The organism is Streptomyces sp. C36 (genome assembly GCF_040932295.1).
Classification (GTDB): domain Bacteria; phylum Actinomycetota; class Actinomycetes; order Streptomycetales; family Streptomycetaceae; genus Streptomyces; species Streptomyces triculaminicus.
Genome location: NZ_JBFQGI010000002.1, coordinates 34,794 through 60,674, shown reverse-complemented (window position 1 = coordinate 60,674; position 25,881 = coordinate 34,794). Strand labels below are relative to the sequence as shown.

The following is a 25,881-nucleotide window of genomic DNA, read 5'->3' as shown; positions in this document are numbered from 1 at the left end:
CAAACGTGCGCTGGGACCTTCAGCCGGAACGCTTGATGCGACAGTGTCTTTCGGGGCGTACGACGCAGTTCGGAACCGCCCGACCCGATACTGCTCCGCCGTGGCCGCACAACCTCGGCGGCGGCCGAGGAGTCCCTGGAGACATGAGCGACGAGCAGTCACAGCAGCGGTCCGCCGGTGCTGGTCACGCGCCGCCCCGTTGGGCCCCGCGGGGGGAGGCGGCCGCGGCACCCGGCGCGCCCGGCGGACGAGGCCGCCGCCCCCGGCGCACGGGCGTGCGCCGGCTGGTGCCCACCTGGCGCATGGTGCTCGGGGGCTTCCTCCTGATCGTCCTGCTGATCGTGGGCGCGCTGGTCGCCGGCTATCTGCTGGTCGACATCCCCCCGGCCAACAAGGCCGCCGTCGCCGAGAGCAACGTCTTCCTCTACTCCGACGGCTCCCAGCTCGCCCGCGACGGCGAGGTCAACCGCGAGAGCGTGGCGCTCAGCCGCGTCCCCAAGGACGTCCAGCACGCCGTCCTCGCCGCCGAGGACCGCGACTTCTACTCCGAGTCGGCGGTCAATCCCGAGGCGATGCTGCGCGCCGCCTGGAACACCGTCACCGGCAAGGGGAAGCAGTCCGGTTCGACGATCACCCAGCAGTACGTCAAGAACTACTACCTCGGCCAGGAACAGACCATCAGCCGCAAGGTGAAGGAGTTCTTCATCGCCATCAAGCTGGACCGCGAGGAGAGCAAGAACGACATCCTCGAGGGCTATCTCAACACCAGCTACTTCGGGCGCAACGCCTACGGCATCCAGGCCGCGTCCCAGGCGTACTACGGCAAGGACTCCGACAAGCTCACCACCGCCGAGGGCGCCTACCTCGCCACCCTCCTCAACGCCCCCAGCGCCTACGACGTGGGCGCGCATCCCGAGAACAAGCCGCGGGCGCTGGCCCGCTGGAACTACGTCCTCGACGGCATGCTGAAGAAGAAGTGGCTCGGGGAGGACGAGCGGGCGCGGATCACGTTCCCGATGCCCGGCAAGACCAAGCCGCGGCTGAGCATGACGGGACAGCGCGGCTATCTGGTGGAGGCCGTCAAGGACTACCTCACCACCAACAAGATCATCGACGAGACGACGCTGGCCGCCGGCGGCTATCGCGTCACCACGACGATCGACAGGAAGAAGCAGGCCGCCTTCGTCGACGCGGTGCGCGGGCAGCTGATGGACGACCTCAGCGACGACCGCAAGGTCGACCGGTACGTACGCGCCGGCGGCGCCTCCATCGACCCGAAGACCGGCAAGGTCGTCGCCCTCTACGGCGGCATCGACTACACCAAGCAGTACGTCAACAACGCCACCCGGCGCGACTACCAGGTCGGCTCCACGTTCAAGCCGTTCGTCTTCACCTCGGCCGTCGACAACGACTCCACCACCCAGCAGGGCCGCCCGATCACGCCGTACACGATCTACGACGGCACCAACAGGCGGCCGGTGCAGGGCAGCGGCGGCCCCGTGGGCTACGCGCCGGAGAACGAGGACGGCCGGTCCTACGGCCCGATCACGGTCACCAAGGCCACCGACCTGTCGGTGAACTCCGTGTACGCGCAGATGGCCCAGGACGTCGGCCCCGCGAAGGTCAAGGCCACCGCCGTCGCCCTCGGCGTCCCCGCCCGGACGCCCGACCTGACCGCCACCCCCTCCATCGCGCTCGGCGTCGCCACCGCCAGCGTCCTGGACATGACCCAGGCCTACGCGACGCTCGCCAACCACGGCCGGCACGGCCCGTACACGCTGGTGGAGTCGGTGGCCAAGTCGGGCGAGGACATCCAGCTGCCGGACGGCAGGGAGGTCAAGCAGGTGGTGACGCGCGAGGCCGCCGACACCACGACCTCGATCCTGCAGAGCGTCGTGGAGAGCGGCACCGGCCGCAGGGCCCAGGCCGCGGGCCGGCCGGCGGCGGGCAAGACGGGCACGGCCGAGGAGGACAAGGCCGCCTGGTTCGCGGGCTACACCCCCGATCTGGCGACCGTCGTGGCGGTGATGGGCCAGGACCCCGACACGGGCGACCAGAAGCCGCTGTACGGGGCGGCCGGGGAGGCCCGCATGAACGGCGGGGACTATCCGGCGCGGATCTGGGCGTCGTACACCGCCGACGCGCTGGAGGGCACCGAGGCCACCGACTTCGACCTGGAGCTGCAGAGCGGCGTGGTGACGCCGCCCGTCGAGCCGAGCCCGACGTCGGCCCCGCCGACGGAGCCCACCGCCCCGCCGACGACGGTCCCGCCGTTCAGCCCGCCGCCCACCGAGGGCCCGCGGCAGCCACCGGAGTTCACGGTTCCGCCGGTCACCCCGCCGGGCTTCCCGACGCCGCCGGGACTGCCCACGTTCGGGCCGCCGAACGAGGGCAAGGAGCGGCATCCGGCGGAGCGCCGGGGCTCCGGCGACCTGCTGGGGTACGACTACTGACGGCCGCTCAGTGGCCGGACGTGGCCTTCAGGCCGACCACGGCCACCAGCAGCAGGGCGATGAACAGGACCCGGGCGGCGGTCACCGGCTCGCCGAGCACGGTCATGCCGAGCACCGCCGCCCCGGCCGCGCCGATGCCGACCCACACTCCATAGGCCGTGCCGATGGGGAGCGTCCTGGCGGCCTGGGCCAGCAGCAGCATGCTGGCGACGATGCCGGCGACGGTGAACACGCTCGGCCACAGCCGCGTGAAACCGTCGGTGAACTTCATGCCGATCGCCCAGCCGACCTCGAGCAGACCGGCGACGGCGAGCAGGACCCATGCCATGACGGCACCTCCGGGGGAAAGGGACTCTCCAGGGGTGCGTCGTCTTGTCCTGACCCGGTACGGCGCGTCTCGTCGGGTATGACGACCGTATCAAAAGTGGACGGACAGGGACATCCGTCAGAGGTAGAGACCTGTGGAGTCCTCGGACCCCTCGAGGCGCTCCGCCGCCACCGCGTGCAGGTCCCGCTCGCGCATCAGGACGTAGGCGACCCCGCGGACCTCCACCTCGGCGCGGTCCTCCGGGTCGTAGAGCACCCGGTCGCCCGGCTCGACCGTGCGTACGCTCTGCCCGACCGCGACGACCTCGGCCCAGGCGAGCCTGCGGCCCACCGCCGCCGTCGCCGGAATGACGATGCCGCCGGTGGACCGGCGCTCGCCCTCGGGGATGTCGGTCCGGACCAGCACGCGGTCGTGGAGCATCCGGATGGGCAGCTTGTCGTGGGTGGTGTTCGTACTCACGCGAAGACGGTACCTGCCCGGACCCGGCGGCGAGGCCACAGGGCCGTCATCCGGCCCGAACCGGTCACCGTGACCTACCGCTTACGGCGGCCGGAGGGCTTCGAGGACTTCTTCGAGGAGGCCACCAGCAGGCCCACGACGCCCACGGCCACCATGGCCACCGGAACGATCCTCTCCAGGCGCGGGGAGCCGTCCTCGGCGGTGAAGCGCGCGCGCACCTCGGAGACGACCCGGTTGGCCGCCACATACGCGCGGCCCGCCGTGTGGTCCACCTTGGAGGCGACCTTCGCCTTGGCGTCCCCGATGATCGTCTTCGGGTGCATCCGCACACCGATCTCGTCGAGCGTCACGGCGAGCTCCTGCCGCCGACGGGCGATGTCCGCCTCGATCTGCGCAGGGGTCCTGGCTTCCGCCACCGCGCTGCCTCCGTCTCGTCGATAAGAATGAAGAGTGATGACTACAGTCTGTCAGCTGCCCCGGCCCGGCGCCCCGCGGCACCCCCGATCCGTGACCTGACTACCCTCGGGACCGTAACCACGATCTGTCGAGGAGAGCCATGAGCGAGCGACTGCAGCCCGGCGAGACCGCCCCCGCCTTCACCCTGCCCGACGCGGACGGCAAGCAGGTCTCGCTCGCCGACCACCTGGGCCGCAAGGTCATCGTCTACTTCTACCCCGCCGCCCTCACCCCGGGCTGCACCAAGCAGGCCTGCGACTTCACCGACAACCTCGACCTCCTCGCCGGGCACGGCTACGACGTCATCGGCGTCTCCCCGGACAAGCCGGAGAAGCTCGCGAAGTTCCGCGAGAAGGAGAGCCTGAAGGTCACGCTCGTCGGCGACCCGGACAAGGCGGTCCTCGAGGCCTACGGCGCCTTCGGCGAGAAGAAGCTGTACGGCAAGACGGTCACCGGCGTCATCCGCTCGACCATCGTCGTCGACGAGGAGGGCAAGGTCGAGCGCGCCCTCTACAACGTCAAGGCCACCGGCCACGTCGCGAAGATCATCAAGGACCTGGGGCTGTAACCGCCCGCGGGCACGGCGACCGCTCGGGCTCGCCCTCGTCCTCGGCCTCCGGCAGGTCGAGGACGGCCCGGGCGCCACCGCCCTCCGCCGACCCGAACGCCAGCCGCGCCCCGAGCACCGCCGCCTGGCCCACCGCGATCGTCAGCCCCAGGCCGTGGCCCGTGCCACGCTCCGGCGCGGCCGTACGGAACCGGCGCGGCCCCTGGTCCACCAGGCCCGGCGGGAAGCCGTCGCCATGGTCGCGGACGACGATCCGGGTGCCCTCCACGGTGATCTCGATGGGGGGACGGCCGTGCTTGGCGGCGTTGGCGAGGATGTTGACCAGAACCCGCTCCACCCGGCGGGCGTCGGTGACCACGATCCGGCCCTCGCCGATCACCTCGACGGCCACGTCGTCCACCCCGCGCTGGCCGCGCGCCCGCTTGACGATGCCGTGCACCAGCGAGGGCAGCTCCACCGCCTCGAGCTGGGCGCTCTCCACCCCGGCGTCCAGCCGGGAGACCTCGAGCAGGTCCTCCACCAGCGCGCGCATCGTCTGCGCGCGCTCCTGCACCATCTCCACGGCGCGCGGATGCGGCAGCAGCTCCGCGGACGCCACGAGTCCCGCGACCGGGGTGCGCAGCTCGTGCGCCACGTCCGCCGTGAACTGCCGCTCCGCCGACACCCGCGCCGCCAGCGACATGGCCATGTGGTGCACCGACCGGCCCAGCTCGGCGACCTCGTCACGGCCGCCGGCGTGCAGCGCGTCCGCGTCGGGCGCCTCGCCGGAGGCGATCCGCCGGGCCGCCGCGGCGCTCAGCCGCAGCCGCCGCGACAGGCTCTGCGCGACGAACCACGCCACCACCGCCATCAGCGCCACCGTCGCCGCGCCGGCCACCACCAGCGCCTTGTCCAGCGCGGCCTGCAGCGGGTCGCGGTCGGGGTACGACGCCGAGATCGACAGCACCTTGTCGTCGCCGACCGGCGTCGCGGCCCACACGCGCGGGTCGTCGCCGCCGCTGATGTAGGTGCCCGACTGCCCCTTGGCGACGGCCTTCTCCAGGGGGAACGGCAGCGTGGAGTCGTCCAGCTGGGCGCCCAGCGCGAGGGTGCCGTCGCGCTGGTAGATCTGCAGGGCGGAGCTGAGCAGTCCGTCCTGGTACGCCAGCGCCTGCCGGTCGCGTTCCATGCCCGAGATGTGGTGCACGGCGACGCCGAGGACCACGACGGCCAAGGCGGTGACAAAGGAGATCGCGAGCGCGATCCGGCCACGAATACCCATCACGCGATCGGGAACACCTCTGTGTGCTCCCCCTTGGGGGTGGCACCCGTGTACGTCACCTCGAGGGCGGTGAAGGCCACCAGCCCGTCCACCTCCTTCGGCCCGAACAGCCGCAGCCGCGCCGGGAAGGACTTGCCGGCCGCCGCTCCCGCGGCGCCGCTGGAGACCTGCACCACTCCGCTGCCGTCCGCGCCGGCCGCCGTGTACCGGTCCCACTGGATGCCGCTGGCCACCCGGCCCGCGGTGGAGCAGTCGAGGGTGATGATCGTCGGCTCCGGCACCGGCTCCCCGACCCCGCAGTCCCGCACGCCCGGCACCTCGCGCGAGTCCGCGTCGTCGACCTCCACCTGCGACTCCTGCCCGGCCGCCCGCGACTTCTGGGCGGCGGTGGTCTTCGGCGCCTCGTCGACGCTGCGCGCGCGGTCCGTGGCGTTGGCCAGCCAGACCCCGCCGAGCACCAGCACGACGGCTCCCGCCAGGATCGCCACAACGGTGCGCATGCCCGCCCAACGAGCCACGGCGCGGTCGGTCATCGGGCTCTCTTCCTCGATCACGTGCGGGTGTTCGTTCACGGGCGTGTCCACTCCCGCTCTGAGGGACGGTGAAACGGCACTCCGCGTTCCCGTCGGGGCGCACCGGCTTCGCCGCGCGGGCGCCGGTGATGTGTCCGGCGCGGGGCGCGCGCCGCCCGGACCGCCTCCCAACTACCGCCTGGGGGCCGATACGATGGCCGTGACCGGCGGCCGTGGTGGAATTGGCAGTCACGCTGGGTTTAGGTCCCAGTGGGGTAACACCCGTGAGGGTTCGAGTCCCTCCGGCCGCACACGAACGAAGGGCCGTCCCGCGCGTCGCGGGGCGGCCCTTCGGCGTTCGGTCTCAGCCCAGCAGCTCGCGCACCACGGGCACCAGCGCCCGGAAGGCCTCGCCGCGGTGGCTGATGGCGTTCTTCTCCTCCGCCGTCAGCTGCGCGCAGGTGCGCGACTCGCCGAGGGGCTGCAGGACGGGGTCGTAGCCGAAGCCGCCCGAGCCCGCCGGCTCGTGGCGCAGCGTGCCCTCGAGGCGGCCCTCGACGACGCGCTCGGTGCCGTCCGGGAGGGCGAGCGCGGCCGCGCAGGCGAAGTGGGCGCCGCGGTGCTCGTCGGCGATGTCGGAGAGCTGGGCCAGCAGGAGGTCCAGGTTGGCCTTGTCGTCGCCGTGCCGGCCCGCCCAGCGGGCCGAGAAGATGCCGGGGGCGCCGTTCAGGACGTCGACGCACAGGCCGGAGTCGTCGGCGACGGCCGGGTGGCCGGTGGCGCGGGCGAGGGCGTGGGCCTTGAGGAGGGCGTTCTCGGCGAAGGTGACGCCGGTCTCCTTGACGTCCGGGATCTCGGGGTAGGCGTCGGCGCCGACGAGTTCGACGTCGAGGCCGGCCCCGGCCAGGATCGCGCGGAGCTCGGTGACCTTGTGGGCGTTGCGGGTGGCGAGGATCAGGCGCTTCATGGGTCCTGATTATCCCGGGGGCCACGCCGGGACCCCCGGGACGGGGGGTGTGTCAGAGCGTGCGGGCGAGGGCCTCGCGCTGGGCGGCGTCCAGGGACGCGCAGCCGGCGACGGCGAGGTCGAGGATGCGGTTGAGCTCGTCGCGGTCAAAGGGCTGGGCCTCGGCGGTGCCCTGGACCTCCACGAAGCGGCCGTCGCCGGTGCAGACGACGTTCATGTCGGTCTCGGCGCGGACGTCCTCCTCGTAGCAGAGGTCGAGGAGGGGGACGCCGTCGACGATGCCGACGCTGACGGCGGAGACGGTGCCGGTCAGCGGCTTGCGGCCGTGCTTGACGAGCTTCTTGCCCTGGGCCCAGGCGATGGCGTCGGCCAGCGCGACGTAGGCGCCGGTGATGGCGGCGGTGCGGGTGCCGCCGTCGGCCTGGAGGACGTCGCAGTCCAGGACGATGGTGTTCTCGCCGAGCGCCTTGAAGTCGATGACGGCGCGCAGGGAGCGGCCGATGAGGCGGGAGATCTCGTGGGTACGGCCGCCGATCTTGCCGCGGACGGACTCGCGGTCGCCGCGGGTGTTGGTCGAGCGGGGCAGCATCGAGTACTCCGCGGTGACCCAGCCCTCGCCGGAACCCTTGCGCCAGCGGGGCACGCCCTCGGTGACGCTGGCGGTGCAGAAGACCTTGGTGTCGCCGAAGGAGACGAGGACGGAGCCCTCGGCGTGCTTGCTCCAGCCGCGCTGGATGGTCACGGGGCGGAGCTGGTCGGGGGTACGGCCGTCGATGCGAGACATGGTGATGAGCCTATCCGGACAACAGAGGGCCCCGTTCCGGTTGGCTTGAACCGGTACGGGGCCCTGTGCGAGGAGCCTGGGGCTCAGCTCACATCATGTCTTCGATCTCGGCGGCGATCGGGTCGGCGTCGGTGCCGATGACGACCTGGATGGCGGTGCCCATCGTCACGACGCCGTGGGCGCCGGCGGCCTTGAGGGCGGCCTCGTCGACGAGGGAGGGGTCGTTCACCTCGGTGCGGAGGCGGGTGATGCAGCCCTCGATCTCCTCGATGTTGTCGATCCCGCCGAGGCCGGCGACGATCTTCTCAGCCTTGCTGGCCATGTGCACTCCTGGTTGTCTCAGCCCCTCGGCGATCCCGCCGACCGGCTTTCACACGGTTACCCACGTATAGCCCAACTATGCGGGCGTATGTCCGTCATCTACCGAAAGATGGCGGACACCCGGCACACCCGTTCCGGGAGGTCCGCGACCGCACCGCAAGTGGTCTACACCAGTATGCCAGCAGCCGGAGGACGCAGATGAGCTCGACCGCCGCGGCGCGTCCGCCGGAGCGCAAGCGCCTGCACGGCCTCTTCCAGGGCCTGCAGAAGATGGGCCGCAGCCTGCAGTTGCCGATCGCGGTCCTCCCCGCGGCGGGCATCCTCAACCGGCTCGGGCAGCCGGACGTGTTCGGCAGGGACGGGCTGGGCTGGACGGACGTCGCCAAGGTCATGGCCGGCGCGGGCGGGGCGCTGCTGGACTCCTCGCTGGGCCTGCCGCTGCTGTTCGCGGTGGGGGTGGCCATCGGCATGGCGAAGAAGTCGGACGGCTCCACGGCGCTCGCGGCGGTGGCCGGCTTCCTCGTCTACTACGCGGTGCTGCACCAGTTCCCCCAGGCCTGCCCCGCCGGCTCCAAGCCGATCGTCCTGGGCCTGCTGAGCGGCGTGTGCGTCACCGCGGCGGGCACGCCGGCGGCGGCCTCGTACCAGAACCCCGGCGTCTTCGGCGGCATCGTCATGGGCCTGCTGGCGGCCTGGTTCTGGCAGCGCTTCCACCGGGTCCGGCTGGTGGACTGGCTGGGCTTCTTCAACGGCCGCAGGCTCGTACCGATCATCATGGCGTTCGTGGGCATCGCCTTCGCCGTGCTGTGCCTGGGGGTCTGGCCGACGGTGGGCGGCTGGCTGACGAGCTTCAGCGAGTGGCTGTCCGACCTGAGCGCCACCGGCGCGGGCATCTTCGGCGTCGCCAACCGCGCGCTGCTGGTGATCGGCCTGCACCAGTTCCTGAACGTCTTCGTGTGGTTCCAGTTCGGCTCCTACACCACGCCGGACGGCACGGTGGTGCACGGCGACATCAACCGCTTCCTGGCGGGCGACCCGAACGCCGGGCAGTTCACCTCCGGCTTCTTCCCCATCATGATGTTCGCCCTGCCGGCCGCCGCGCTGGCCATCGCGCACTGCGCGCGCCCCGAGCACCGCAAGACGGTGGGCGGCATGATGCTCTCGGTCGGCCTGACCTCGTTCGTCACGGGCATCACCGAGCCGATCGAGTACTCCTTCCTCTTCATCGCCCCGCTGCTGTACGTGGCGCACGCCCTGCTGACCGGCGTCTCGATGGCGCTCACCTGGGGGCTGGGGGTCCACGACGGCTTCAGCTTCTCGGCCGGGCTGATCGACTACGTCATCAACTGGGGGCTGGCGACCAAACCGTGGCTGATCATTCCGATCGGGCTCGGCTTCGCGGCCGTCTATTACGCGATCTTCCGCTTCGCCATCACCTTCTTCGATCTGCCGACGCCCGGGCGGGAACCCGAGGAACTGGCCGAGGAGATCGAGAAGAAGAACGTCGAATAGAAGGCGGCCCGACGGCCCCCGCCGTCACCGTGTGGTGAACGCGACGTGACGCAGCGCCTAAGCTTCACGTGATCTTTACGGATGTGGCCCACAGCACCTGGAACTGTGGATTCCTTTATGCCCGACTCACGTGCTACAACAGGTCTAAACCACTAGTGGTGTAGACCAAATGCGGGCCGTCCCCCATCCCCCCGAGCGCCCGCCTCACCTGGAGGAATCCGATGAGTACGGCAGCCAAGGCGGCGAAGACAGCGCCTGAAGAGGCGGCACCGCAGAAGAAGAAGCGGGGCGCCGGCGCCATGGCCGTCGCCCAGCGTATCGGCCGCAGCCTGATGCTGCCGGTCGCGGTCCTGCCCGCCGCCGCACTGCTGGTGCGCCTCGGCAACAACGACATGCTCGGCCGCGAGTCGTTCCCCGAGTTCATCACCAAGGTCGCGAGCTACATGTCGGCCGGCGGCAACGCGCTGCTGGGCAACATGGCGCTGCTGTTCGCCGTCGGTGTGGCGATCGGCTTCGCGAAGAAGTCCGACGGCTCCACGGCGCTGGCCGCCGTGGCCGGTTACCTGGTCTTCAAGGAGGTGCTCGCCACCTTCACCGACAAGAACCTGCCGAAGGTCGCCGCGGTCGTCGACGGCAAGATCGTCATGAACGAGGCGCCCGTCAACGCCGGCGTCCTCGGCGGTGTCGTCATGGGTCTCGTGGTGGCCCTGCTCTACCAGCGCTACAGCCGCAAGAAGCTCCCCGACTGGCTGGGCTTCTTCGGCGGCCGCCGCCTCGTCCCGATCCTCTCGGCGTTCGCCGGTCTGGTCATCGGCATCGTCTTCGGTCTCATCTGGCCGGTCCTGGGCACGGGTCTGCACAACTTCGGCGAGTGGCTCGTCGGCTCCGGCGCCGTGGGCGCGGGCATCTTCGGCGTCGCCAACCGCGCGCTGATCCCCGTCGGCATGCACCACCTGCTCAACTCCTTCCCGTGGCTGCAGGCCGGTGACTTCAACGGCAAGCACGGCGACATCGCCCGCTTCCTCGCCGGCGACCCGGACGCCGGACAGTTCATGACCGGCTTCTTCCCGATCATGATGTTCGCGCTGCCGGCCGCGTGCCTGGCGATCGTCCACTGCGCCCGCCCGGAGAACCGCAAGGTCGTCGGCGGCATGATGCTCTCCCTCGCGCTCACCGCGTTCGTCACGGGTGTGACCGAGCCGATCGAGTTCACCTTCATGTTCATCGCCCCGGCGCTCTACGCCGTCCACGCGGTGCTCACCGGTGTCTCGCTGGCCCTGACCTGGGCGCTCGGCATGAAGGACGGCTTCGGCTTCTCGGCCGGCGCCATCGACTTCCTGCTGAACCTGGGCATCGCCAGCAAGCCGTGGATGCTGGCCGCGGTGGGCCTGTGCTTCGGCGCCCTGTACTACGTGGTGTTCCGCTTCGCGATCACCAAGTTCAACCTCCCCACCCCGGGCCGTGAGCCCGAGGGCCAGCTGGAGGACATCAAGTCCTGACGGCACCGGGGCCGTAGCGCCCGGCCGGACCGACAAGGCCCGCGGAACCACTCCGGTTCCGCGGGCCTTGTGCGTACGTACCGTCCGCGCCCCTACAGCTCGTAGACCGCGCCCGCGTGGGCCAGCTCCGCCGGGCCGTCGTAGACCGAGCGCGCGTCGCGGAGGTTGGTGAGGGGGTCCGTCCACGGCGGGATGTGGGTGAGGACGAGACGCCCCACGGCGGCCCGGGCGGCCGTCTGCCCCGCCTCGAGGCCGTTGAGGTGGAGATCGGGGATGTCCTCCTTGCCGTGCGTGAAGGACGCCTCGCACAGCAGCAGGTCCGCCCCCCACGACAGCTCGGACAACGCCTCGCACGGGCCCGTGTCGCCCGAGTACACCAGCGCCGAGCCGTCGTGCTCGACCCGGAAGGCGAACGCCTCCACGGGGTGGCTCACCCGGGCGGTGCGGATCGTGAGGGGGCCGAGGGAGAACGTGCCCGGCGTGAGGGTGCGGAAGTCGAAGACCTCGCTCATGCAGGCCTCGTGGGGGACGTCGCCGTAGGCGGTGACCAGCCGCCGCTCGGTCCCCTCCGGGCCGTAGACGGGTATGGCGTCGGCACGGCCGCCCTCGTGGCGGTAGTAGCGGGCGACGAAGTAGCCGCACATGTCGATGCAGTGGTCGGGGTGCAGATGCGACAGCAGCACGGCGTCGAGGTCGTACAGACCGATGTGGCGCTGCAGCTCGCCGAGGGCGCCGTTGCCCATGTCGAGGAGGATCCGGTAGCCGTCGGCCTCCACCAGATAGCTCGAGCAGGCCGATTCCGTGGACGGGAACGAGCCCGAGCATCCGACGACGGTGAGCTTCATGCGGGCCTGAACCTCCGTGGGCTGGTTACGGGGGGCCATGCGGTGCAGTCGAGGGTAAGACGAGATGGAGGCGCGGACTCCTCCGGGGCGGGGCGTGTGGGCGGAATCACCAGGACGGACGTGGTCCGCTAAGGCGCCCGGCAACCCCCCGCACCGGCACAGGGCCCCGCCCGTACCGGACGACACGGCGCGGACGGGGCCCTCACGGGGACGGGCAGGGGGACATACGTACGCCCGGGTGGCGCGGCCGCACGGACGGTACGCGGCCGGAGCCGGGCGCCTTAGGGCATGCCCCAGGGAGTGCGGACACCCCCTAGAGGGGGCGGTGCCGCTCGGCGCGGTCGAGGGTGTCCATGAAGCGCTGGAAGCGCTCGGCCGACTCCTTGCTGCCCGCCGTCACGGTGAAGACCTCCGGCGACATGAAGGCCGCCAGCCGCTCGCGCGTTTCAGGGGCGAGCGCATCCCACGCCGCCCTATCCAGCCGTGACTGCGCCGCAGCTTCCGCACTGCCAGTTTCCATTGTTGAGTTGCCTCATGTCCGAAGATCCACATGCGGGACAGTTCATGTGCGTCTCCTACGGGATGATGTCAGCCGCTTCCCAACATCGGTAGTAGCAGTTCATCCGTGCACAGTTCTGTTCTTTACGGACCGGTCTGTTCATACGGACCGGCGCGCGCGGACGGCACGGGAACGCTACGCCCAGAGCTGGCCGTGCAGCGTCTCGACCGCCTCTTCGGTGGTGGCGGCGGTGTAGACGCCGGTGGAGAGGTACTTCCAGCCGCCGTCGGCCACGATGAAGACGATGTCGGCGCTCTCCTGGGCGCGTACCGCCTTGCGTGCGACGCCGAGCGCGGCGTGCAGCACCGCGCCCGTGGACACGCCCGCGAAGATGCCCTCCTCGGCGAGGAGTTCGCGGGTGCGACGGACGGCGTCCTCGGACCCCACGGAGAAGCGGGTGGTGAGGACGGACGCGTCGTAGAGCTCGGGCACGAAGCCCTCGTCGAGGTTGCGCAGGCCGTAGACGACGTCGTCGTAGCGCGGCTCGGCGGCGACGATCCGCACGCCGGGCCGGTGCTCGCGCAGATAACGACCGACGCCCATCAGGGTGCCGGTGGTGCCGAGGCCGGCCACGAAATGGGTGATCTCGGGGAGGTCGGCGAGGATCTCGGGGCCGGTGGTGGCGTAGTGGGCACCGGCGTTGTCGGGGTTGCCGTACTGATAGAGCATCACCCAGTCGGGGTGCTGCTCGGCCAGCTCCTTGGCCACCCGCACGGCGGTGTTCGAGCCGCCGGCGGCGGGCGAGGGGATGATCTCGGCGCCCCACATGGCGAGCAGCTGCCGCCGCTCCTCGCTGGTGTTCTCGGGCATCACGCACACCATGCGATAGCCCTTGAGTTTGGCGGCCATGGCAAGGGAGATGCCGGTGTTGCCGGAGGTGGGCTCGAGGATCGTGCATCCCGGGGTGAGCCGGCCGGCCTTCTCCGCCTGCTCGATCATGTGCAGGGCGGGGCGGTCCTTGACCGATCCCGTGGGGTTGCGGTCCTCCAGCTTGGCCCAGATCCGCACGGACGCGGACGGGGACAGGCGCGGCAGGCGGACGAGCGGGGTGTTGCCCACCGCGGCCAGGGGGCTGTCGTAGCGCACCGGCTGCCCGATCTAGGCCATGCCGCCGGCGACGGCCGGGAGGATGGTGACGCTGTCGCCGTCGCCGAGCTCGGTGGTGATCCCGGCCAGGAAGCGGACGTCCTCGTCGTTGAGGTAGACGTTCACGAAGCGGCGCAGCTCTCCGGACTCGTCGACCAGTCGCTCGCGGATGCCGGCGTGGCGGGTCTCCAGGTCCTTGAAGAGCTCGTCGAGCGTGGCGCCGCTGCCCTCGACGGCCTTCCGGCCGTCGGTGTAGGTGCGGAGGATGGTGGGGATGCGGACCTCGATGGCCATGGGTTGGTGCTCCTGTCGGAGTGCGGGAGGTTCCTGGTTCCTGAGGGAGAACTGTGGGCGCATCGTATCGATTCCCCGTACGGCAGCCGTATGTTCGTCCCGGTATGTGAAACAGGTCGTCTTGAGTGGTGAGCGGGAAGGGGCCGGTCAGTAGGCCTCGACCACCTCGACGTCCTCCTCGGTGATCTCGCCCTCGACGATCCGGAACGAGCGGAACTGGAAGGGCCCGGCGCCGTCGCCGTCGGCCGTGGAGACCAGGACGTAGTGCGCGCCCGGTTCGCCCGCGTAGGAGACGTCGGTGCGGGAGGGGTAGGCCTCGGTCGCGGTGTGGGAGTGGTAGATCACGACGGGCTCCTCGTCGCGGTCGTCCATCTCGCGGTAGAGCTTCAGCAGGTCCGTCGAGTCGAACTCGTAGAACGTGGGCGACCGGGCCGCGTTGAGCATCGGGACGAACCGCTCGGGGCGGTCGCTGCCGGCCGGGCCGGCGACCACGCCGCACGCCTCGTCGGGGTGGTCGGCGCGGGCGTGCGCGACGATCCGGTCGTACAGGGCCTGGGTGATGGTCAGCATGCGCCCACAATAGAAGGGGTGTGCGTCGCGCGGGCCGGTCGCGATGTTTCAAGAACATGGCCGGATTCGGAACACGGCCGCCGCCGCAGGACCGAACGCGAAGGACCCGCCCGTACCAGTGGTACGGGCGGGTCCTTTCACTCAGCTGACGGGCGTCAGGAGACCTGCGAGTACTCCTTGCGCTCGAACGCCTCGGGGTTGCGCTTCTTGAGCACGACGTACGAGACCCACATGATCGCCGCCCAGACGGGGGCGCAGTACAGCGAGATCCGCGCGTCCTTGTCGATGCCCATCATCACGATGACCATGAAGATGAAGGCGAGGGCGAAGAGGCTGGTCCACGGCGCGCCGGGGGCGCGGAACGCGGACTGCGGGAGCTCGCCGCGGTCGGCCTTGCGGCGGTAGCGCAGCTGGGCGACGAGGATCACGATCCACGCCCACATGCCGGAGATGGTCGCGAAGGAGACGACGTAGTCGAACGCCTTGCCCGGCCACTCGTAGTTGATCACGACGCCGACCAGCATCAGCGCGGCCGAGAAGGTGGTGCCGCGCAGCGGCAGGCCCTTCTTGGTCAGCTGACCGAAGAACTTCGGGCCCTGGCCGTTGAGCGAGAGGTCGCGCAGCATGCGGCCGGTGGAGTACATGCCGGAGTTGCAGGACGACAGCGCCGCGGTGAGGACGACGAAGTTGACGATGCCGGCGCCGGCCGGCAGGCCGATCTTCTGGAAGGCGGCCACGAACGGGCTGACGCCCGGCATGAACTCGCCCCACGGGACCACGGCCAGGATGATGATCAGCGCGCCGATGTAGAAGACCGCGATGCGCCACGGCACGGTGTTGATCGCCTTGGGGAGCGTCTTCTCCGGGTCCTTGGCCTCGCCCGCGGTGACGCCGACCAGCTCGACGGCGAGGAAGGCGAACATCACGATCTGCAGGGTCATCAGGGTGTTGCCGATGCCGTGCGGGAAGAATCCGCCGTCGTTCCAGAGGTTGGTGACGGTGGCGGTGTCACCGGCGTCGGAGAAGCCGATGGTGAGCACGCCGATACCGATGAGGATCATGCCGATGATGGCGGTGACCTTGACCATCGAGAACCAGAACTCCAGCTCACCGAAGAGCTTCACGGAGATCAGGTTGGCGAAGTAGAGGATGACCGTGAAGACCAGCGCCGAGACCCATTGCGGGATCGACTTGTTCCAGTACTGCACATAGGAGGCCGCGGCGGTCACTTCGACTATGCCGGTGACGACCCAGAAGAGCCAGTACGTCCATCCGGTCACATAGCCCCAGAAGGGGCCGAGGAACTCGCGGGCGTAGTCCGAGAAGGAGCCCGACACCGGACGGTACATGAGCAGCTCACCGAGCGCTCGCATGATGAAGAAGATGACCAGGCCGGCTATCGCATAGGCCAGGATCAGGCTGGGTCCGGCCTTCGAGATTGCTTTGCCCGCGCCCAGGAAGAGGCCGGTGCCGATGGCGCCACCAATGGCGATCATCTGAATCTGTCGGTTGCCCAGTCCCCGCTGGTAACCCTCGGAAGCTTCCTTGCCGCTTCCCTCTCCGTCCCGCACAGCGGTGCGGTCGGCGACCTGCTCAGAGGTCATGGTGGTGCGCCTTTCTCCATACCGATCCGGATGCTCCGGATCGGGTTCCGATCCCCCCGGATGGAGTCCTGCTCAGCGCCGACGGTCGGTCGGCTAGCGCTTCCGCTGCGACAGGGGTGGCGTCGCAGAGGCAGGTCGGCAAGAAGTATCACGTGTAAAGATGAGATCATCGGCGTTCTTGTGGCGCACGGCACAAAAAAATCCGGACACAAGTGACCTGGGACACCAATAGCCGCGAGCACTGGTGACTCGATCGTTATCCGGATGAGCGGATCCGCTGAGCGAACGGGGCCGGAACGGCCCCGGAGCAGCTCATTCCCCTTTTGGCCGGGGCATCAGGCCGTCAGGCCGTCAGGGCCTCGACGAGGGTCTCCTGCAGGCCCCCGAGCCAGAGATAGGCCATGATCATCGGCTTGCGCGGGTCCTCGTCCGGCAGCCGGAACAGCTCGTCCCCGTCGTCCTCGTTCGTGATCTCCAGCCGGGTGCCGATGGTCAGCCGGAGATCGTTGAGCGCGCCGAGCCAGCGCCCGCAGTCCTCGGGGGTCAGCCGGAGCACCGCGGCGTCGTCGCCCGACACCGTCAGCGAGTCCAGCGAGCGGACCATCCCGAGCGCGTCCTCGCGCTTGCGGGTGCGCAGATCGTTCTCGGTGTAGCGGCGGAATTCGGCGGCGTGCGCGCGCTCCTGCCGGTCCTGCTCCCTGTCCGGGTCGCCGTAGGCGTCGGGGAACAGCCGGGCCAGGGCCGGGTCGGCCGGGGGCTCGCTGGGGCCCTCCGCGAACAGCCGGGCCAGTGGGTCGGCGGCGTCCGGGCCCTCGTCGTCACCCGGGCCGATCAGCTCCAGGAGCTGCACGGCCAGGCTGCGCAGGATGGAGACCTCGACCTCGTCCAGGGCGACGGCCGCCCCGCCGCCGGCCAGCGGCTCGAAGTGCCCGGCCATCAACGGTCCTGCGACAGCGTCGCCCAGAGCCCGTAGCCGTGCATCGCCTGCACGTCGCGCTCCATCTCCTCACGGCTGCCACTGGAGACCGTCGCGCGGCCCTTGTGATGGACGTCGAGCATCAGCCGGTGCGCCTTGTCCTTGGAGTAGCCGAAGTAGGCCTGGAACACATACGTCACATAACTCATGAGGTTGACGGGGTCGTTATGAACCAGGGTCACCCAAGGAACATCGGGTTCGGCCACCGCGAAGGGCGACTCGCCCGTTTCGGGCCGTTCGATCTCGACCGGTGCAACACTCACGATTCCCATGCTGCCACTCGCACCCCCGCCCCGCACAAACGGGGTCCGGGTTTCGCACACAGGCCCGAGCAGGGGTTCCGTAGATCACGTCCCAGAAATCGTCACTCTGACGAGATCTGGGGGTAGCATCTGGTGCCATGAACGCTGCGGACCTGAGGCTCCCGGTGGACGTTCCATCGACGGCCCTCTTCACCGACCGGTACGAACTCACGATGCTGCAGGGTGCGCTGCGGTCCGGCACCGCCGACCGCCGCTCGGTCTTCGAGGTCTTCACCCGCCGCCTGCCCGAGGGCCGGCGCTACGGCGTCGTGGCGGGCACCGGCCGCGTCCTGGACGCCGTGGAGAACTTCCGCTTCGACAGCGGCGTACTGGACTTCCTCGCCGAGCAGCGGATCGTGGACGAGCCCACCCTCGCCTGGCTGGCCGACTACCGCTTCCGCGGTGACATCTGGGGCTACCCCGAGGGCGAGGTCTACTTCCCCGGCTCCCCCGTCCTGCGCGTCGAGGGCACCTTCGCCGAGGCGGTGCTGCTCGAGACCGTGATCCTCTCGATCCTCAACCACGACTCCGCCGTCGCCGCGGCCGCCTCGCGGATGGCGGTGGCGGCGGGCGGGCGGCCGCTGATCGAGATGGGCGCGCGCCGCACCCACGAGCTGGCGGCCGTGGCCGCCGCCCGGGCGGCCTACGTGGGCGGCTTCTCCTCCACCTCCGACCTCGCCGCGGGCTTCCGGTACAGCATTCCGACGGTCGGCACCAGTGCGCACGCCTTCACCCTCGTGCACGACAGCGAGCGCGACGCCTTCACCGCCCAGGTCGACTCGCTCGGCTCGGGCACGACGCTGCTGGTGGACACCTACGACGTCACCGAGGCGGTCCGGCTGGCCGTGGAGGTCGCCGGAACGGACCTCGGCGCGGTCCGGATCGACTCCGGCGACCTGCTGCTGCTCGCCCACCGCGTCCGGCAGCAGCTGGACGACCTCGGCGCGAAGGACACCCGCATCGTGGTCACCAGCGACCTGGACGAGTACGCCATCGCCTCGCTGGCCGCCGCCCCCGTGGACGCCTACGGCGTCGGCACCCAGCTGGTGACCGGCAGCGGCCACCCCACCTGCTCGATGGTCTACAAGCTCGTCGCCCGTGCGGACGAGCCCGGGCCCGGGGCTCCGCTGCGGCCCGTGGCCAAGAAGTCGATGGGCGGAAAGACCTCCCTCGGCGGCCGCAAGTGGGCCGCGCGCCGCACCGACGCCTCGGGCGTCGCGGAGGCGGAGGTCGTGGGCACCGGGGAGGTCCCGGCGGAGCTGGCGGACCGGCAGCTGCTGGTGGAGCTGGTCAGGGGCGGCGAGGTCGTGGCCCGCGAGCCCCTGGACGCGGCCCGGGAGCGGCACGCCGCGGCGCGCGGGGGGCTGCCGATGTCGGCGACCCAGCTCTCGCGCGGCGAGCCCGTGCTGCCCACGGAATACCTCTGACGGAATACCTCCGAGGGAACTCCGCACGCGCCCGTGAGGCCCCTGACGGGATACCTCCGGGCGCTCCCGAGTGCCCCTCCCATTGCGCAAGGGCAGTCACTACCCTCGGTCACACAGGGTTGATCACGTCGTCGGCCGAGGCCCCCTCACAAAGGATCTGCACCATGAACCGTGCGCTGATCATCGTCGACGTGCAGAACGACTTCTGCGAGGGCGGCAGCCTCGCGGTGGCCGGCGGCGCCGACGTGGCCGCCGCCATAACCGACCTGGTGGGCGAGGCGCCGGCCGGCTACGCCCACGTGGTCGCCACCCGCGACTTCCACGTGGACCCCGGCGACCACTTCTCCGAGCGCCCCGACTACGAGAAGAGCTGGCCCGCCCACTGCGTGGCGGGCACGGAGGGCAGCGGCTTCCACCCCAACTTCGCGCCCGTCATCGCCTCCGGCGCCGTCGCGGCCGTCTTCGACAAGGGCGCCCACGAGGCCGCGTACAGCGGCTTCGAGGGCGCGGACGAGAACGGCACGCCGCTGGCGGACTGGCTGCGCGAGCGCGGGGTGACCGAGGTGGACGTGGTGGGCATCGCCACCGACCACTGCGTACGGGCCACCGCCCTGGACGCCCGGCGGCACGGCTTCGCCACCCATGTGCTGCTCGACCTGACCGCCGGCGTCGCCCCGCACACCACCCAGCGGGCGCTGGAGGAGCTGCGGGAGGCCGGCGTGGAGCTCAGCGGCAAGCCGGTCGTCCAGGGCGGCTGACGGCGCCCGGGGGGCCGTACGGAGGCTCTCAGGCGGCTCCGGCGGGCCTGCCCCGCAGCAGGCTGGCGATGGGGTGCCAGGACTCGGTGTCGTCGTCCGGGACGGACCGCCAGACCACCCCGTCCGGGTGGTGCAGCACGGCGGTGATCTCGTCGGGCACGGGCGGCTCGGTGTTGCCGCGCAGGTAGACGGCGCGCATCCCGAGGTTGCGCAGCCGGGTCAGGGCCCGGGCGCGGTTGGCGGCGTGGACGAGGACGCGGACGCGCGCTCCCGGCCGGGGGCCGTCGTCGGGCGGCATGGTCAGCGACAGGGCGACGACCACGCTGCCGTCGGGGAGCCGGACGAATCCACCACCTGTCATCCGCCTCACGCCTCCCTGATGGACAAGGCTGTCGATAAGACCATCATGAGAGGCATTCTCAAGCCGACCGGCCGCCGCCCGCCAGGGGGCGACGGCCGGTGCGGTTCCGACCTGCGGCGCGGTCGCGGAGCTCCCGCCTACCGCTGGGTCACTTGCCGGCCGGGCCGACCTGGACCGTCATGGTCGAGCCGCTGGGGGCCTGGGTGAGGATCCGGATCCGGGTGTTGGTGTCCGTGATCTTCACACCGCCCGTGGGGTTCTCCGCGTCGTAGTAGGTGTTCTTGTGGTCGTCGAAGACCGGAACGCCCAGCTTGCCCTTGACGCGCGTCGCCACGCCGTCGGAGTGCACGGTGTAGCCCTGGGCCGGGAACCAGCCGAAGGCCGAGTCGTACGCCTGGAAGCGGTTGTCCATGAGCTTGCCGTTGGCCCACTTCTCGGCCTTGGGGTGGGCGTCGACGGGCAGGATGCGCCCGGTGCCCGGGTGGACGCCGACGTTGTTGTCCACCTGCGAGGTGTCCCACTGCCAGATCAGCAGACCGGTCTGGTACGGGAAGTGCTCGACCCACGAGCGCTTGGTGCTGCGCCAGCCGAAGTTGTACGGGCCGTTGCGCAGGGTCCGGTCGTACGAGACGTACTGCCGGTTCTCGGCGATGTAGTACTGCGGGTACTCCTTGGTGAAGGAGGCGCCGATGCGCGAGAAGCCCTTCACCGTCCAGCCGTTGTCGCCGGCCTCGGCACCGTCGGAGAAGACGTTCGTGCCGTCGGCGGTCAGGGTGATGGCGTCGGCGGTGAAGCCCTTGCCGGAGGTGCCGCCGTCGGTGGCGTAGCGGAAGCGCAGGGTGATCTTCTTGCCCGCGTAGGCGTCGAGGGAGTACGAGAGCTTCTTGTACGCGCCCGAGACACCGGTCAGGGCCGGCTTGTCGCCGCCGTCGCGGGTGATGACCTTGCCGTCGGCGGTGCCGTCGAGCGGCGTGTAGTTGGCGCCGCCGTCCGTGGAGACCTCGGCGTAGAGGTAGTCGTAGTTCTCCTCGATGTCCCACCAGCCGGACAGGTCCAGCGAGGCCTTGGCCTTGCCGGTGAGGTCGACGCTACGGGTGAGGGTGTTCTTCAGGTCGTCGCCCTGGCCGCTCCACCACTGCTGGGTGCCCTCGGCCGGCTTGACGACGTCCGTGGTGACCTTCTTGTTCGGAAGATCGACGACCAGCGCCTGCTTGTCCTTGGTGTTGTACTCCGCCACGCCCAGCTTGTGCGTCGACTTCGTCGCCGCCTTGGCCTTGCCGTAGTTGAGCCAGCCCAGCTGCAGCTTGTCCCAGGCGCTCATGTCGCCGGGCAGGTCGCCGATGCTCTCCTTGCCCTCGCCCAGCCAGGAGCCGGAGGACATCAGGGACCAGTAGGCGACGGAGGACTCACCGGTGCCGGTGGTGTCGTACTCGTCGGGCAGGCCCAGGTCGTGGCCGTACTCGTGGGCGAAGACGCCGAGGCCGCCGTTCTCCGGCTGCATGGTGTAGTCGCCGACCCAGATGCCGGTGTCGCCGATCTGGGCGCCGCCCGCCTTGTTGCCCGTGGGGCCGGTCTTGCCGGCGTCGGAGCCGTAGGCGTACCAACGGTGGGCCCAGATGGCGTCCTTGCCCTGGGCGCCGCCGCCGGCGGACTCGTCCTCGCCGGCGTGGACGATCTGGAAGTGGTCGATGTAGCCGTCCGGCTCGTTGAAGTTGCCGTCGCCGTCGTAGTCGTTGCGGTCCCACTGGTCGTACTTCGCCAGCTCGGCCTTGATGTCGGCGTCGCTGCGACCGGCGGCCTTCTGGTTCGCCGCCCACTGGTTCACGCCGTCACGGACGAGGTCCCAGGCGCTGGGGCAGTTGGTGGAGCCGCAGTAGTTGGAGCCGTAACGGGCCTCGTTCCACTGCACCTTCACCCAGTCGGTGACGGTTCCCTCGACCGAGTAGCGTCCGGAGGACTGCTTCTCGTAGTACTTCGCCAGGGACTCCTTGTCCTTGTCGTGCGAGAAGTACAGGTCCTGGAAGTACTGCCGGTCGAAGTCCTTGCGCCAGGCCGTGCTGTTGTCCTTCGCACGGTCCGGCTGGACTATCGTGTTGTGCGCCGGGCCCGCCGTGCCGCCGTACTTCTTGACGGGCGGCTTGGGGCCGTCCGGGCCGTCGGGGTCGTACATCGTGGTGTCGTCGACCTTGTCGCCGAAGTCGACCAGGATGGTGAAGATCCTGTCGGTCTTCTCCCGGGCGAGCTCGACGTACTTCCCCCGGCCGAGCTGGACGACCTTCGACGCGCCGCGCTGCTCCGTCTTGGCGTCGCCGGCGATCACCTGCTCCAGCGCGGCCTTGCGCTGGGCTTCCTTCTTCTTGCTGAACGGGCCCTTGAGGTCGTGCTCGACGGCACGGCCGTTCTGCGCCGGGTCCTGGCGCGCGGCGACGGCCGAGGGGCCCTGGTCCGCGCCGGACGGGGCGGTCAAGCCCGTCGCCTGCGCGATACCCGTCGTCAGCGTCCCCGCGCCCAGCGCGGCGGCCACGACGACCACGGCGGCGGATCGGGCGACCCGCCGTTGGCTGCTCTTCACTTGTGAATGTCCTCCCCAGTAAGAACTGTGGAGGTATTTGACCGGAGAGACTCAAGAAAAGACAGATCTTGACTGAGGCGCCGTGAGCAAGTACGTTATCCGGTCTTTATGTTGCGGATTTCGGGCCACAACGGGCGTGCGCCCGGCACGCCTTGGCGCGCCCCGCGACCCCGTGCGCCCCGAATGCTCCGAGTACCGTGGGTTAGGTCACGCTTACCGCCAGTTCCGCTCGGGCAGAGAGCACCGTAGAGTCGGGATTGCTGTATGTACCAGCCGGCTCCGCACCCCCCTTCTCGATGCCTTGAGGACGGATCCCGCCATGTCGCGTCCGACTCCTGCACAGATCGCCTACGGATCGGCCACCGTCGCCTTCACGACCCTCGCCATGCTGTTGCTGACAGGGGCTGACGAGGGTCCGGGAGTCGCGGTCATCGCGCTGGCCGCCCTGGCCCTCGGCCTGCTCGTCGCGTCCCTGGTGCGGACCCCGCGCGAACGCGCGGACGCCGCCGCCCGGTTGCCCGAGCAGCGCACGCCCGCGCACGCCGCGTCCGCCGTGGGAGAGCACTCCCTCCACGGCTGACGGCGCTCACTCCACCGTCGAGACCACCACGGTCTTCGCCGCCTTGTCGTGGATGCACTGGTGGTACGGCTCGTCCCAGGTGCACCAGAGCACGTTGAGCAGCCAGAAGATGAAGCCGCAGCACGGCACGATCTCGGGCAGGGAGTAGACCGCCGCGCGCGTCCAGCCGGGCCTGCCCTCCGGGATCGCGCCGTTGTCCAGCATCGCGACGCGGATCTTCATCGCCATCTTGCCGAGCGTCTGGCCGCGCGTGCTGAGCATCAGGCCCTCGTAGAGGAAGTAGACGAGCGAGATGAGGATGCTCAGGCCGGTGTTCTTGCTCGTGTCCCTCCACGGGTCGTAGCCCCAGGTCGCCAGCGAGAAGACGACGCTCACCGGAATGCCCACGATGAGGGCGTCGATGATCCTCGCGATCAGCCGCTTGAAGCGGCTGGCCAGCGGAGGCATCCCCGCCAGCGGATCTGCCGCGCCGGTCCGGCCGCCGTAGGGGTTCTCCGACCCGCCGCCGTACGGCCCGCCGCCGTAGGGCCCACCGCCATAGGGCCCACCACCGCCCGGGGCGCCGCCCCCCGGGCCGCCTCCGTACGGGCTCCCGCCGCCCGATCCCGGGTACGGCGGCGGGGACCCGGGCGGCGGCTGCCGCTTCTTCTTGAACGGGTCGTTGTCGTCCGCGTCCGGCGGCGGCTCGGTGCTCATGGACCCAGTGGAACCCGGGGCTCCAAAGGGCGCATCCGGCCGTATGCCGTTCGAGTCAGCTCAGCTCTCCGCCGACGCCACGAACGTACGGGCCGACTTGTCGTGCCAGCACTGCCGCCACGGCCGGTCGAACACGCACCACAGCACGCCCAGCACCCCCAGGCCGAGCACGCCCAGCACGCCGTAGAGCAGCCACCGGCGCAGCGCGGCGCCCACCGAGGGCGTCTCGTGCGACTCGATGTCCAGCACCCGCACCCCGCACAGCTTCTTGCCCACCGTGCGCCCCCACTTGGCCGTCGGCAGTGCTTCGTAGAGCACCCCGCCGATCAGCAGCACGGCCAGCACGACGGCCAGATAGCCGCCGGTCGTGCCGTCCAGCAGCCAGACCGTGACGGTCTCGCCGGTCTGCCGGGCCTGGTCGACCTTGGCGTCGATGTGGTCGACGGCCCTGCCCCACAGCGGCACGGCGACCGCGCCCACCACGCCGCCCAGCAGCAGCGTGTCCAGCAGCCGGGCCGCGAGCCGCCGGCCGAGTCCGGCGGGACGGCCCTGCGCCTGGGCGGCGCTGAGGAACGGATCCTCCTTGGGCGGCTTCCAGGCCGGCGCCGGCTCCCCCGCCCCGGGCCGCGGGCCCTGCTGGGCGAGCTGCTGCACCTGCTGGGCCCAGCCCACGGGCTGCGGCTGGGTGACGGGCACGGGCGCGGACTCCGGGCGCCGCACGGGCAGGGCGGCCCCACCCTCGGGCGAGGTCCGGACCCCCTGCGCCTGCGGGGTCCGGGGGCGCGGGGTGGCGGGCGTCGTCGGGGCGGGCTCCCGGCGCGGGTCGACGGAGGGGACGGGGGCGGGCGGCCCGCCCGGGGCGGCGCCGTGCGGCTTGGGCCGCAGGGTCAGGGTGCCCTGCCCGGGAACGCCGGGCCCGGCGGGCGGCGTCGCCTCCCGGGCGGGCGGCTCGGCCACGCGCGGGTCGCGCGCCGCGGGCAGCGCCGGGGCGGCGGAGGAGGCGGAGGGGACGTCACCGCCCCAGGAGACGCGCCGGTCCTGCTCGCCGCCGAAGCCTTCCTGGTGCGCGGTGTCGGCCTGCCAGGCCGGGGCGGCCCCGGCCCGCTCCGGGCCGCTCCGCGGCTCCTCGTCCAGGAACACCGGGCCGGTCTCGTCCGGCAGTTGCCGGACGGCGGGCCGGGGCGTCGGCGGTACGGGCGCGGCGAGCGCGGGCAGCGGGGCGGGGGCCGCGCCGGCGGGCGGGGCCGGCATCGGCTCCCCCGCGGCGGGCGCGGGCCTGCTGGTGCCGGGGACCCAGGCGGTGCCGCTCCAGAAACGGATGTAACCGGGGATGGAGGGGTCGGGATAGTAGCCGCTGGCGGGGCTGCTGTCAGCGGATCCCGAGGTAGGTGCGCTCATGGTCTCCGGTGTCCCGTATCTGCTCGGCCGTACTGGGTAGCCAACAGGTCTACCAGACGGCACTTGGGTCTGTGACCGTCCCCGGGCCGGACCACTCACACGTGCGACTGCGCGGACCGCGCGAAAAGTCGGTACCGATCCCGGGAAGTCGCGTCATGATGTGCGCCCTGAGCGCTCTCTCCAGGAGCGGGCCTCTCCTCGCGAGGGGGTCGCGCGCCGACGGAAGCAGAGCAGAGAGGGCGTACGTCATGCACACCGTGGTGGAACGAGAGCTCGAGATCGGCCTGGTGCTGTCGCCGCAGCGCAGCATCCCCGTCCCGGCCCGGCTGACCTACCGTACGGACGACCCCTATGCCGTCCACATCACCTTCCACGTCACCTCCGACAAGCCCGTGACGTGGACCTTCTCCCGCGAACTGCTCGTCGACGGGACGTTCAGGGCGACCGGCGAGGGGGACGTGCGGGTCTTCCCCGGCAAGGACCGGGGGCGGCCCATGGTCTGCATCGCGCTGTCCTCGCCGGACGGGCAGGCGCTGCTGATGGCCCCGGCGGCGGGCGTGTCGGCGTGGCTGGAACGGACCCTGCGGACCGTGGCGCCGGGCGCCGAGCGCGAATGGCTGCCCCTGGACGAGGCGTTGCGGGATCTGCTGGCGCCCGGCGCCTAGCCGGAGGGGACCGTTCGAGTGCGGGGCGGTCGCCGGGGAGGAACCCGTTGGGGTGGTCGGTACGGCCC

The 25,881-nt window shown here is 70.8% G+C and carries 28 protein-coding genes, 1 tRNA gene and 1 riboswitch; of the genes, 9 read left to right on the top strand and 20 right to left on the bottom strand.

The genetic code is table 11. The annotated features are described in order from the left end of the window. Positions 1–143 precede the first annotated feature (143 nt). On the top strand, positions 144–2,453 hold the full coding sequence (locus tag AB4K12_RS05780; RefSeq protein ID WP_368433202.1) for a transglycosylase domain-containing protein: 2,310 nt from the start codon (positions 144–146) through the stop codon (positions 2,451–2,453). A 7-nt stretch (positions 2,454–2,460) separates the two neighbouring features. Here AB4K12_RS05780 and AB4K12_RS05775 read toward each other — a convergent pair whose 3' ends face one another. The 3 genes from AB4K12_RS05775 to AB4K12_RS05765 all read right to left on the bottom strand — a co-directional run bounded on the left by AB4K12_RS05775 (position 2,461) and on the right by AB4K12_RS05765 (position 3,656). Then, positions 2,461–2,781 (bottom strand): multidrug efflux SMR transporter, encoded by a 321-nt coding sequence (locus AB4K12_RS05775; protein ID WP_368433201.1) that lies wholly within the window; start codon positions 2,779–2,781, stop codon positions 2,461–2,463. A gap of 33 nt (positions 2,782–2,814) precedes the next feature. After that, positions 2,815–2,879: riboswitch (guanidine-III (ykkC-III) riboswitch) on the bottom strand. 19 nt (positions 2,880–2,898) lie between these two features. Next, the gene (locus AB4K12_RS05770) at positions 2,899–3,201 is read right to left on the bottom strand and encodes a co-chaperone GroES (protein ID WP_048831771.1); all 303 of its coding nucleotides are present in this window, start codon (positions 3,199–3,201) and stop codon (positions 2,899–2,901) included. Positions 3,202–3,314: 113 nt separating this feature from the next. Next, a complete protein-coding gene (locus AB4K12_RS05765; protein ID WP_086572730.1) occupies positions 3,315–3,656 on the bottom strand; it encodes a DUF3618 domain-containing protein in 342 nt (113 codons plus the stop codon). Positions 3,657–3,796: 140 nt separating this feature from the next. On the opposite strand from AB4K12_RS05765, the gene bcp reads away from it, so the two are divergent. Further along, positions 3,797–4,264 (top strand): thioredoxin-dependent thiol peroxidase, encoded by a 468-nt coding sequence (gene bcp / locus AB4K12_RS05760; RefSeq protein WP_086572731.1) that lies wholly within the window; start codon positions 3,797–3,799, stop codon positions 4,262–4,264. Here bcp and AB4K12_RS05755 read toward each other — a convergent pair. Both AB4K12_RS05755 and AB4K12_RS05750 read right to left on the bottom strand, forming a co-directional pair. Beyond that, on the bottom strand, positions 4,245–5,525 hold the full coding sequence (locus AB4K12_RS05755) for a sensor histidine kinase (RefSeq protein WP_368433810.1): 1,281 nt from the start codon (positions 5,523–5,525) through the stop codon (positions 4,245–4,247). The genes bcp and AB4K12_RS05755 overlap by 20 nt on opposite strands. Beyond that, positions 5,525–6,097: a hypothetical protein gene (locus AB4K12_RS05750; protein WP_368433200.1), complete on the bottom strand. Its 573-nt coding sequence runs from the start codon at positions 6,095–6,097 to the stop codon at positions 5,525–5,527. Before AB4K12_RS05750 ends, AB4K12_RS05755 begins: the two co-directional genes overlap by 1 nt. A gap of 167 nt (positions 6,098–6,264) precedes the next feature. Between AB4K12_RS05750 and AB4K12_RS05745 the strand changes: the two genes are divergently transcribed. After that, positions 6,265–6,348: transfer RNA gene (locus tag AB4K12_RS05745), tRNA-Leu, on the top strand. A 53-nt stretch (positions 6,349–6,401) separates the two neighbouring features. Here AB4K12_RS05745 and rdgB read toward each other — a convergent pair. The 3 genes from rdgB to AB4K12_RS05730 all read right to left on the bottom strand — a co-directional run bounded on the left by rdgB (position 6,402) and on the right by AB4K12_RS05730 (position 8,110). Further along, positions 6,402–7,004, bottom strand: coding sequence for an RdgB/HAM1 family non-canonical purine NTP pyrophosphatase (gene rdgB, locus AB4K12_RS05740; RefSeq protein ID WP_086572734.1), 603 nt, complete (start codon positions 7,002–7,004; stop codon positions 6,402–6,404). Positions 7,005–7,056: 52 nt separating this feature from the next. Continuing rightward, positions 7,057–7,788, bottom strand: coding sequence for a ribonuclease PH (gene rph / locus AB4K12_RS05735; RefSeq protein WP_368433199.1), 732 nt, complete (start codon positions 7,786–7,788; stop codon positions 7,057–7,059). A gap of 88 nt (positions 7,789–7,876) precedes the next feature. Continuing rightward, the gene (locus AB4K12_RS05730) at positions 7,877–8,110 is read right to left on the bottom strand and encodes a PTS glucose/sucrose transporter subunit IIB (protein WP_362257730.1); all 234 of its coding nucleotides are present in this window, start codon (positions 8,108–8,110) and stop codon (positions 7,877–7,879) included. Positions 8,111–8,307: 197 nt separating this feature from the next. Between AB4K12_RS05730 and AB4K12_RS05725 the strand changes: the two genes are divergently transcribed. Then, positions 8,308–9,621, top strand: coding sequence for a PTS transporter subunit EIIC (locus tag AB4K12_RS05725; protein WP_368433198.1), 1,314 nt, complete (start codon positions 8,308–8,310; stop codon positions 9,619–9,621). A gap of 221 nt (positions 9,622–9,842) precedes the next feature. Beyond that, positions 9,843–11,120, top strand: coding sequence for a PTS transporter subunit EIIC (locus AB4K12_RS05720; protein ID WP_368433197.1), 1,278 nt, complete (start codon positions 9,843–9,845; stop codon positions 11,118–11,120). A 92-nt stretch (positions 11,121–11,212) separates the two neighbouring features. Here AB4K12_RS05720 and AB4K12_RS05715 read toward each other — a convergent pair whose 3' ends face one another. The 8 genes from AB4K12_RS05715 to clpS form a co-directional block, all read right to left on the bottom strand. Continuing rightward, entirely contained in the window at positions 11,213–11,965 is a 753-nt protein-coding gene (locus tag AB4K12_RS05715; RefSeq protein ID WP_368433809.1) for an MBL fold metallo-hydrolase, read from the bottom strand. 473 nt (positions 11,966–12,438) lie between these two features. Beyond that, positions 12,439–12,501, bottom strand: coding sequence for a hypothetical protein (locus AB4K12_RS05710; protein WP_368433808.1), 63 nt, complete (start codon positions 12,499–12,501; stop codon positions 12,439–12,441). A gap of 158 nt (positions 12,502–12,659) precedes the next feature. Further along, complete coding sequence (locus tag AB4K12_RS05705; RefSeq protein ID WP_086565987.1) at positions 12,660–13,610, bottom strand: PLP-dependent cysteine synthase family protein; 951 nt, start codon at positions 13,608–13,610, stop codon at positions 12,660–12,662. Between the two features lie 12 nt (positions 13,611–13,622). Continuing rightward, entirely contained in the window at positions 13,623–13,904 is a 282-nt protein-coding gene (locus AB4K12_RS05700) for a MoaD/ThiS family protein (RefSeq protein WP_086565986.1), read from the bottom strand. Positions 13,905–14,051: 147 nt separating this feature from the next. Next, positions 14,052–14,474 carry a Mov34/MPN/PAD-1 family protein gene (locus tag AB4K12_RS05695; protein WP_368433196.1) on the bottom strand — a complete coding sequence of 141 codons (423 nt, stop codon included), beginning with the start codon at positions 14,472–14,474 and terminating at the stop codon, positions 14,052–14,054. 155 nt (positions 14,475–14,629) lie between these two features. Next, complete coding sequence (locus AB4K12_RS05690) at positions 14,630–16,078, bottom strand: amino acid permease (RefSeq protein ID WP_368433195.1); 1,449 nt, start codon at positions 16,076–16,078, stop codon at positions 14,630–14,632. A gap of 343 nt (positions 16,079–16,421) precedes the next feature. Then, on the bottom strand, positions 16,422–17,015 hold the full coding sequence (locus AB4K12_RS05685; protein ID WP_368433194.1) for a DUF2017 domain-containing protein: 594 nt from the start codon (positions 17,013–17,015) through the stop codon (positions 16,422–16,424). Further along, the gene (gene clpS, locus AB4K12_RS05680; protein ID WP_368433193.1) at positions 17,015–17,326 is read right to left on the bottom strand and encodes an ATP-dependent Clp protease adapter ClpS; all 312 of its coding nucleotides are present in this window, start codon (positions 17,324–17,326) and stop codon (positions 17,015–17,017) included. The genes AB4K12_RS05685 and clpS overlap by 1 nt, the downstream gene beginning before the upstream one ends. Positions 17,327–17,454: 128 nt before the next feature. Here clpS and AB4K12_RS05675 point away from each other — a divergent pair, with 128 nt between their 5' ends. Together AB4K12_RS05675 and AB4K12_RS05670 are read left to right on the top strand one after the other, a co-directional pair. Then, complete coding sequence (locus AB4K12_RS05675) at positions 17,455–18,783, top strand: nicotinate phosphoribosyltransferase (RefSeq protein WP_368433192.1); 1,329 nt, start codon at positions 17,455–17,457, stop codon at positions 18,781–18,783. 164 nt (positions 18,784–18,947) lie between these two features. Beyond that, on the top strand, positions 18,948–19,541 hold the full coding sequence (locus AB4K12_RS05670) for an isochorismatase family protein (protein WP_368433191.1): 594 nt from the start codon (positions 18,948–18,950) through the stop codon (positions 19,539–19,541). A 28-nt stretch (positions 19,542–19,569) separates the two neighbouring features. Here the strand turns inward: AB4K12_RS05670 and AB4K12_RS05665 are convergent, their stop codons facing one another. Beyond that, complete coding sequence (locus tag AB4K12_RS05665; RefSeq protein ID WP_086565979.1) at positions 19,570–19,902, bottom strand: hypothetical protein; 333 nt, start codon at positions 19,900–19,902, stop codon at positions 19,570–19,572. Positions 19,903–20,050: 148 nt separating this feature from the next. Then, positions 20,051–22,474, bottom strand: a complete 2,424-nt coding sequence (locus AB4K12_RS05660; RefSeq protein WP_368433190.1) for an immune inhibitor A domain-containing protein — start codon at positions 22,472–22,474, stop codon at positions 20,051–20,053. Between the two features lie 319 nt (positions 22,475–22,793). Between AB4K12_RS05660 and AB4K12_RS05655 the strand changes: the two genes are divergently transcribed. Then, complete coding sequence (locus tag AB4K12_RS05655) at positions 22,794–23,054, top strand: hypothetical protein (protein ID WP_368433189.1); 261 nt, start codon at positions 22,794–22,796, stop codon at positions 23,052–23,054. 6 nt (positions 23,055–23,060) lie between these two features. Here the strand turns inward: AB4K12_RS05655 and AB4K12_RS05650 are convergent, their stop codons facing one another. Together AB4K12_RS05650 and AB4K12_RS05645 are read right to left on the bottom strand one after the other, a co-directional pair. Continuing rightward, positions 23,061–23,750 carry an RDD family protein gene (locus AB4K12_RS05650; RefSeq protein WP_368433188.1) on the bottom strand — a complete coding sequence of 230 codons (690 nt, stop codon included), beginning with the start codon at positions 23,748–23,750 and terminating at the stop codon, positions 23,061–23,063. 60 nt (positions 23,751–23,810) lie between these two features. Next, the gene (locus AB4K12_RS05645; protein WP_368433187.1) at positions 23,811–25,148 is read right to left on the bottom strand and encodes an RDD family protein; all 1,338 of its coding nucleotides are present in this window, start codon (positions 25,146–25,148) and stop codon (positions 23,811–23,813) included. 248 nt (positions 25,149–25,396) lie between these two features. On the opposite strand from AB4K12_RS05645, the gene AB4K12_RS05640 reads away from it, so the two are divergent. Next, complete coding sequence (locus AB4K12_RS05640; RefSeq protein ID WP_368433186.1) at positions 25,397–25,813, top strand: SsgA family sporulation/cell division regulator; 417 nt, start codon at positions 25,397–25,399, stop codon at positions 25,811–25,813. Positions 25,814–25,881: the final 68 nt, after the last annotated feature.

Coding starts and splice junctions, on each gene's coding strand:
- AB4K12_RS05640 (WP_368433186.1), top strand. CDS start 25,397: ATGCACACCGTGGTGGAACGAGAGCTCGAGATCGGCCTGGTGCTGTCG.
- AB4K12_RS05690 (WP_368433195.1), bottom strand. CDS start 16,078: ATGACCTCTGAGCAGGTCGCCGACCGCACCGCTGTGCGGGACGGAGAG.
- AB4K12_RS05715 (WP_368433809.1), bottom strand. CDS start 11,965: ATGAAGCTCACCGTCGTCGGATGCTCGGGCTCGTTCCCGTCCACGGAA.
- AB4K12_RS05725 (WP_368433198.1), top strand. CDS start 8,308: ATGAGCTCGACCGCCGCGGCGCGTCCGCCGGAGCGCAAGCGCCTGCAC.
- AB4K12_RS05700 (WP_086565986.1), bottom strand. CDS start 13,904: ATGGCCATCGAGGTCCGCATCCCCACCATCCTCCGCACCTACACCGAC.
- AB4K12_RS05695 (WP_368433196.1), bottom strand. CDS start 14,474: ATGCTGACCATCACCCAGGCCCTGTACGACCGGATCGTCGCGCACGCC.
- AB4K12_RS05645 (WP_368433187.1), bottom strand. CDS start 25,148: ATGAGCGCACCTACCTCGGGATCCGCTGACAGCAGCCCCGCCAGCGGC.
- AB4K12_RS05670 (WP_368433191.1), top strand. CDS start 18,948: ATGAACCGTGCGCTGATCATCGTCGACGTGCAGAACGACTTCTGCGAG.
- bcp (WP_086572731.1), top strand. CDS start 3,797: ATGAGCGAGCGACTGCAGCCCGGCGAGACCGCCCCCGCCTTCACCCTG.
- AB4K12_RS05730 (WP_362257730.1), bottom strand. CDS start 8,110: ATGGCCAGCAAGGCTGAGAAGATCGTCGCCGGCCTCGGCGGGATCGAC.
- clpS (WP_368433193.1), bottom strand. CDS start 17,326: ATGGGAATCGTGAGTGTTGCACCGGTCGAGATCGAACGGCCCGAAACG.
- AB4K12_RS05675 (WP_368433192.1), top strand. CDS start 17,455: ATGAACGCTGCGGACCTGAGGCTCCCGGTGGACGTTCCATCGACGGCC.
- AB4K12_RS05720 (WP_368433197.1), top strand. CDS start 9,843: ATGAGTACGGCAGCCAAGGCGGCGAAGACAGCGCCTGAAGAGGCGGCA.
- AB4K12_RS05775 (WP_368433201.1), bottom strand. CDS start 2,781: ATGGCATGGGTCCTGCTCGCCGTCGCCGGTCTGCTCGAGGTCGGCTGG.
- AB4K12_RS05655 (WP_368433189.1), top strand. CDS start 22,794: ATGTCGCGTCCGACTCCTGCACAGATCGCCTACGGATCGGCCACCGTC.
- rph (WP_368433199.1), bottom strand. CDS start 7,788: ATGTCTCGCATCGACGGCCGTACCCCCGACCAGCTCCGCCCCGTGACC.
- AB4K12_RS05685 (WP_368433194.1), bottom strand. CDS start 17,015: ATGGCCGGGCACTTCGAGCCGCTGGCCGGCGGCGGGGCGGCCGTCGCC.
- AB4K12_RS05755 (WP_368433810.1), bottom strand. CDS start 5,525: ATGGGTATTCGTGGCCGGATCGCGCTCGCGATCTCCTTTGTCACCGCC.
- AB4K12_RS05650 (WP_368433188.1), bottom strand. CDS start 23,750: ATGAGCACCGAGCCGCCGCCGGACGCGGACGACAACGACCCGTTCAAG.
- AB4K12_RS05665 (WP_086565979.1), bottom strand. CDS start 19,902: ATGACAGGTGGTGGATTCGTCCGGCTCCCCGACGGCAGCGTGGTCGTC.
- AB4K12_RS05780 (WP_368433202.1), top strand. CDS start 144: ATGAGCGACGAGCAGTCACAGCAGCGGTCCGCCGGTGCTGGTCACGCG.
- rdgB (WP_086572734.1), bottom strand. CDS start 7,004: ATGAAGCGCCTGATCCTCGCCACCCGCAACGCCCACAAGGTCACCGAG.
- AB4K12_RS05770 (WP_048831771.1), bottom strand. CDS start 3,201: ATGCTCCACGACCGCGTGCTGGTCCGGACCGACATCCCCGAGGGCGAG.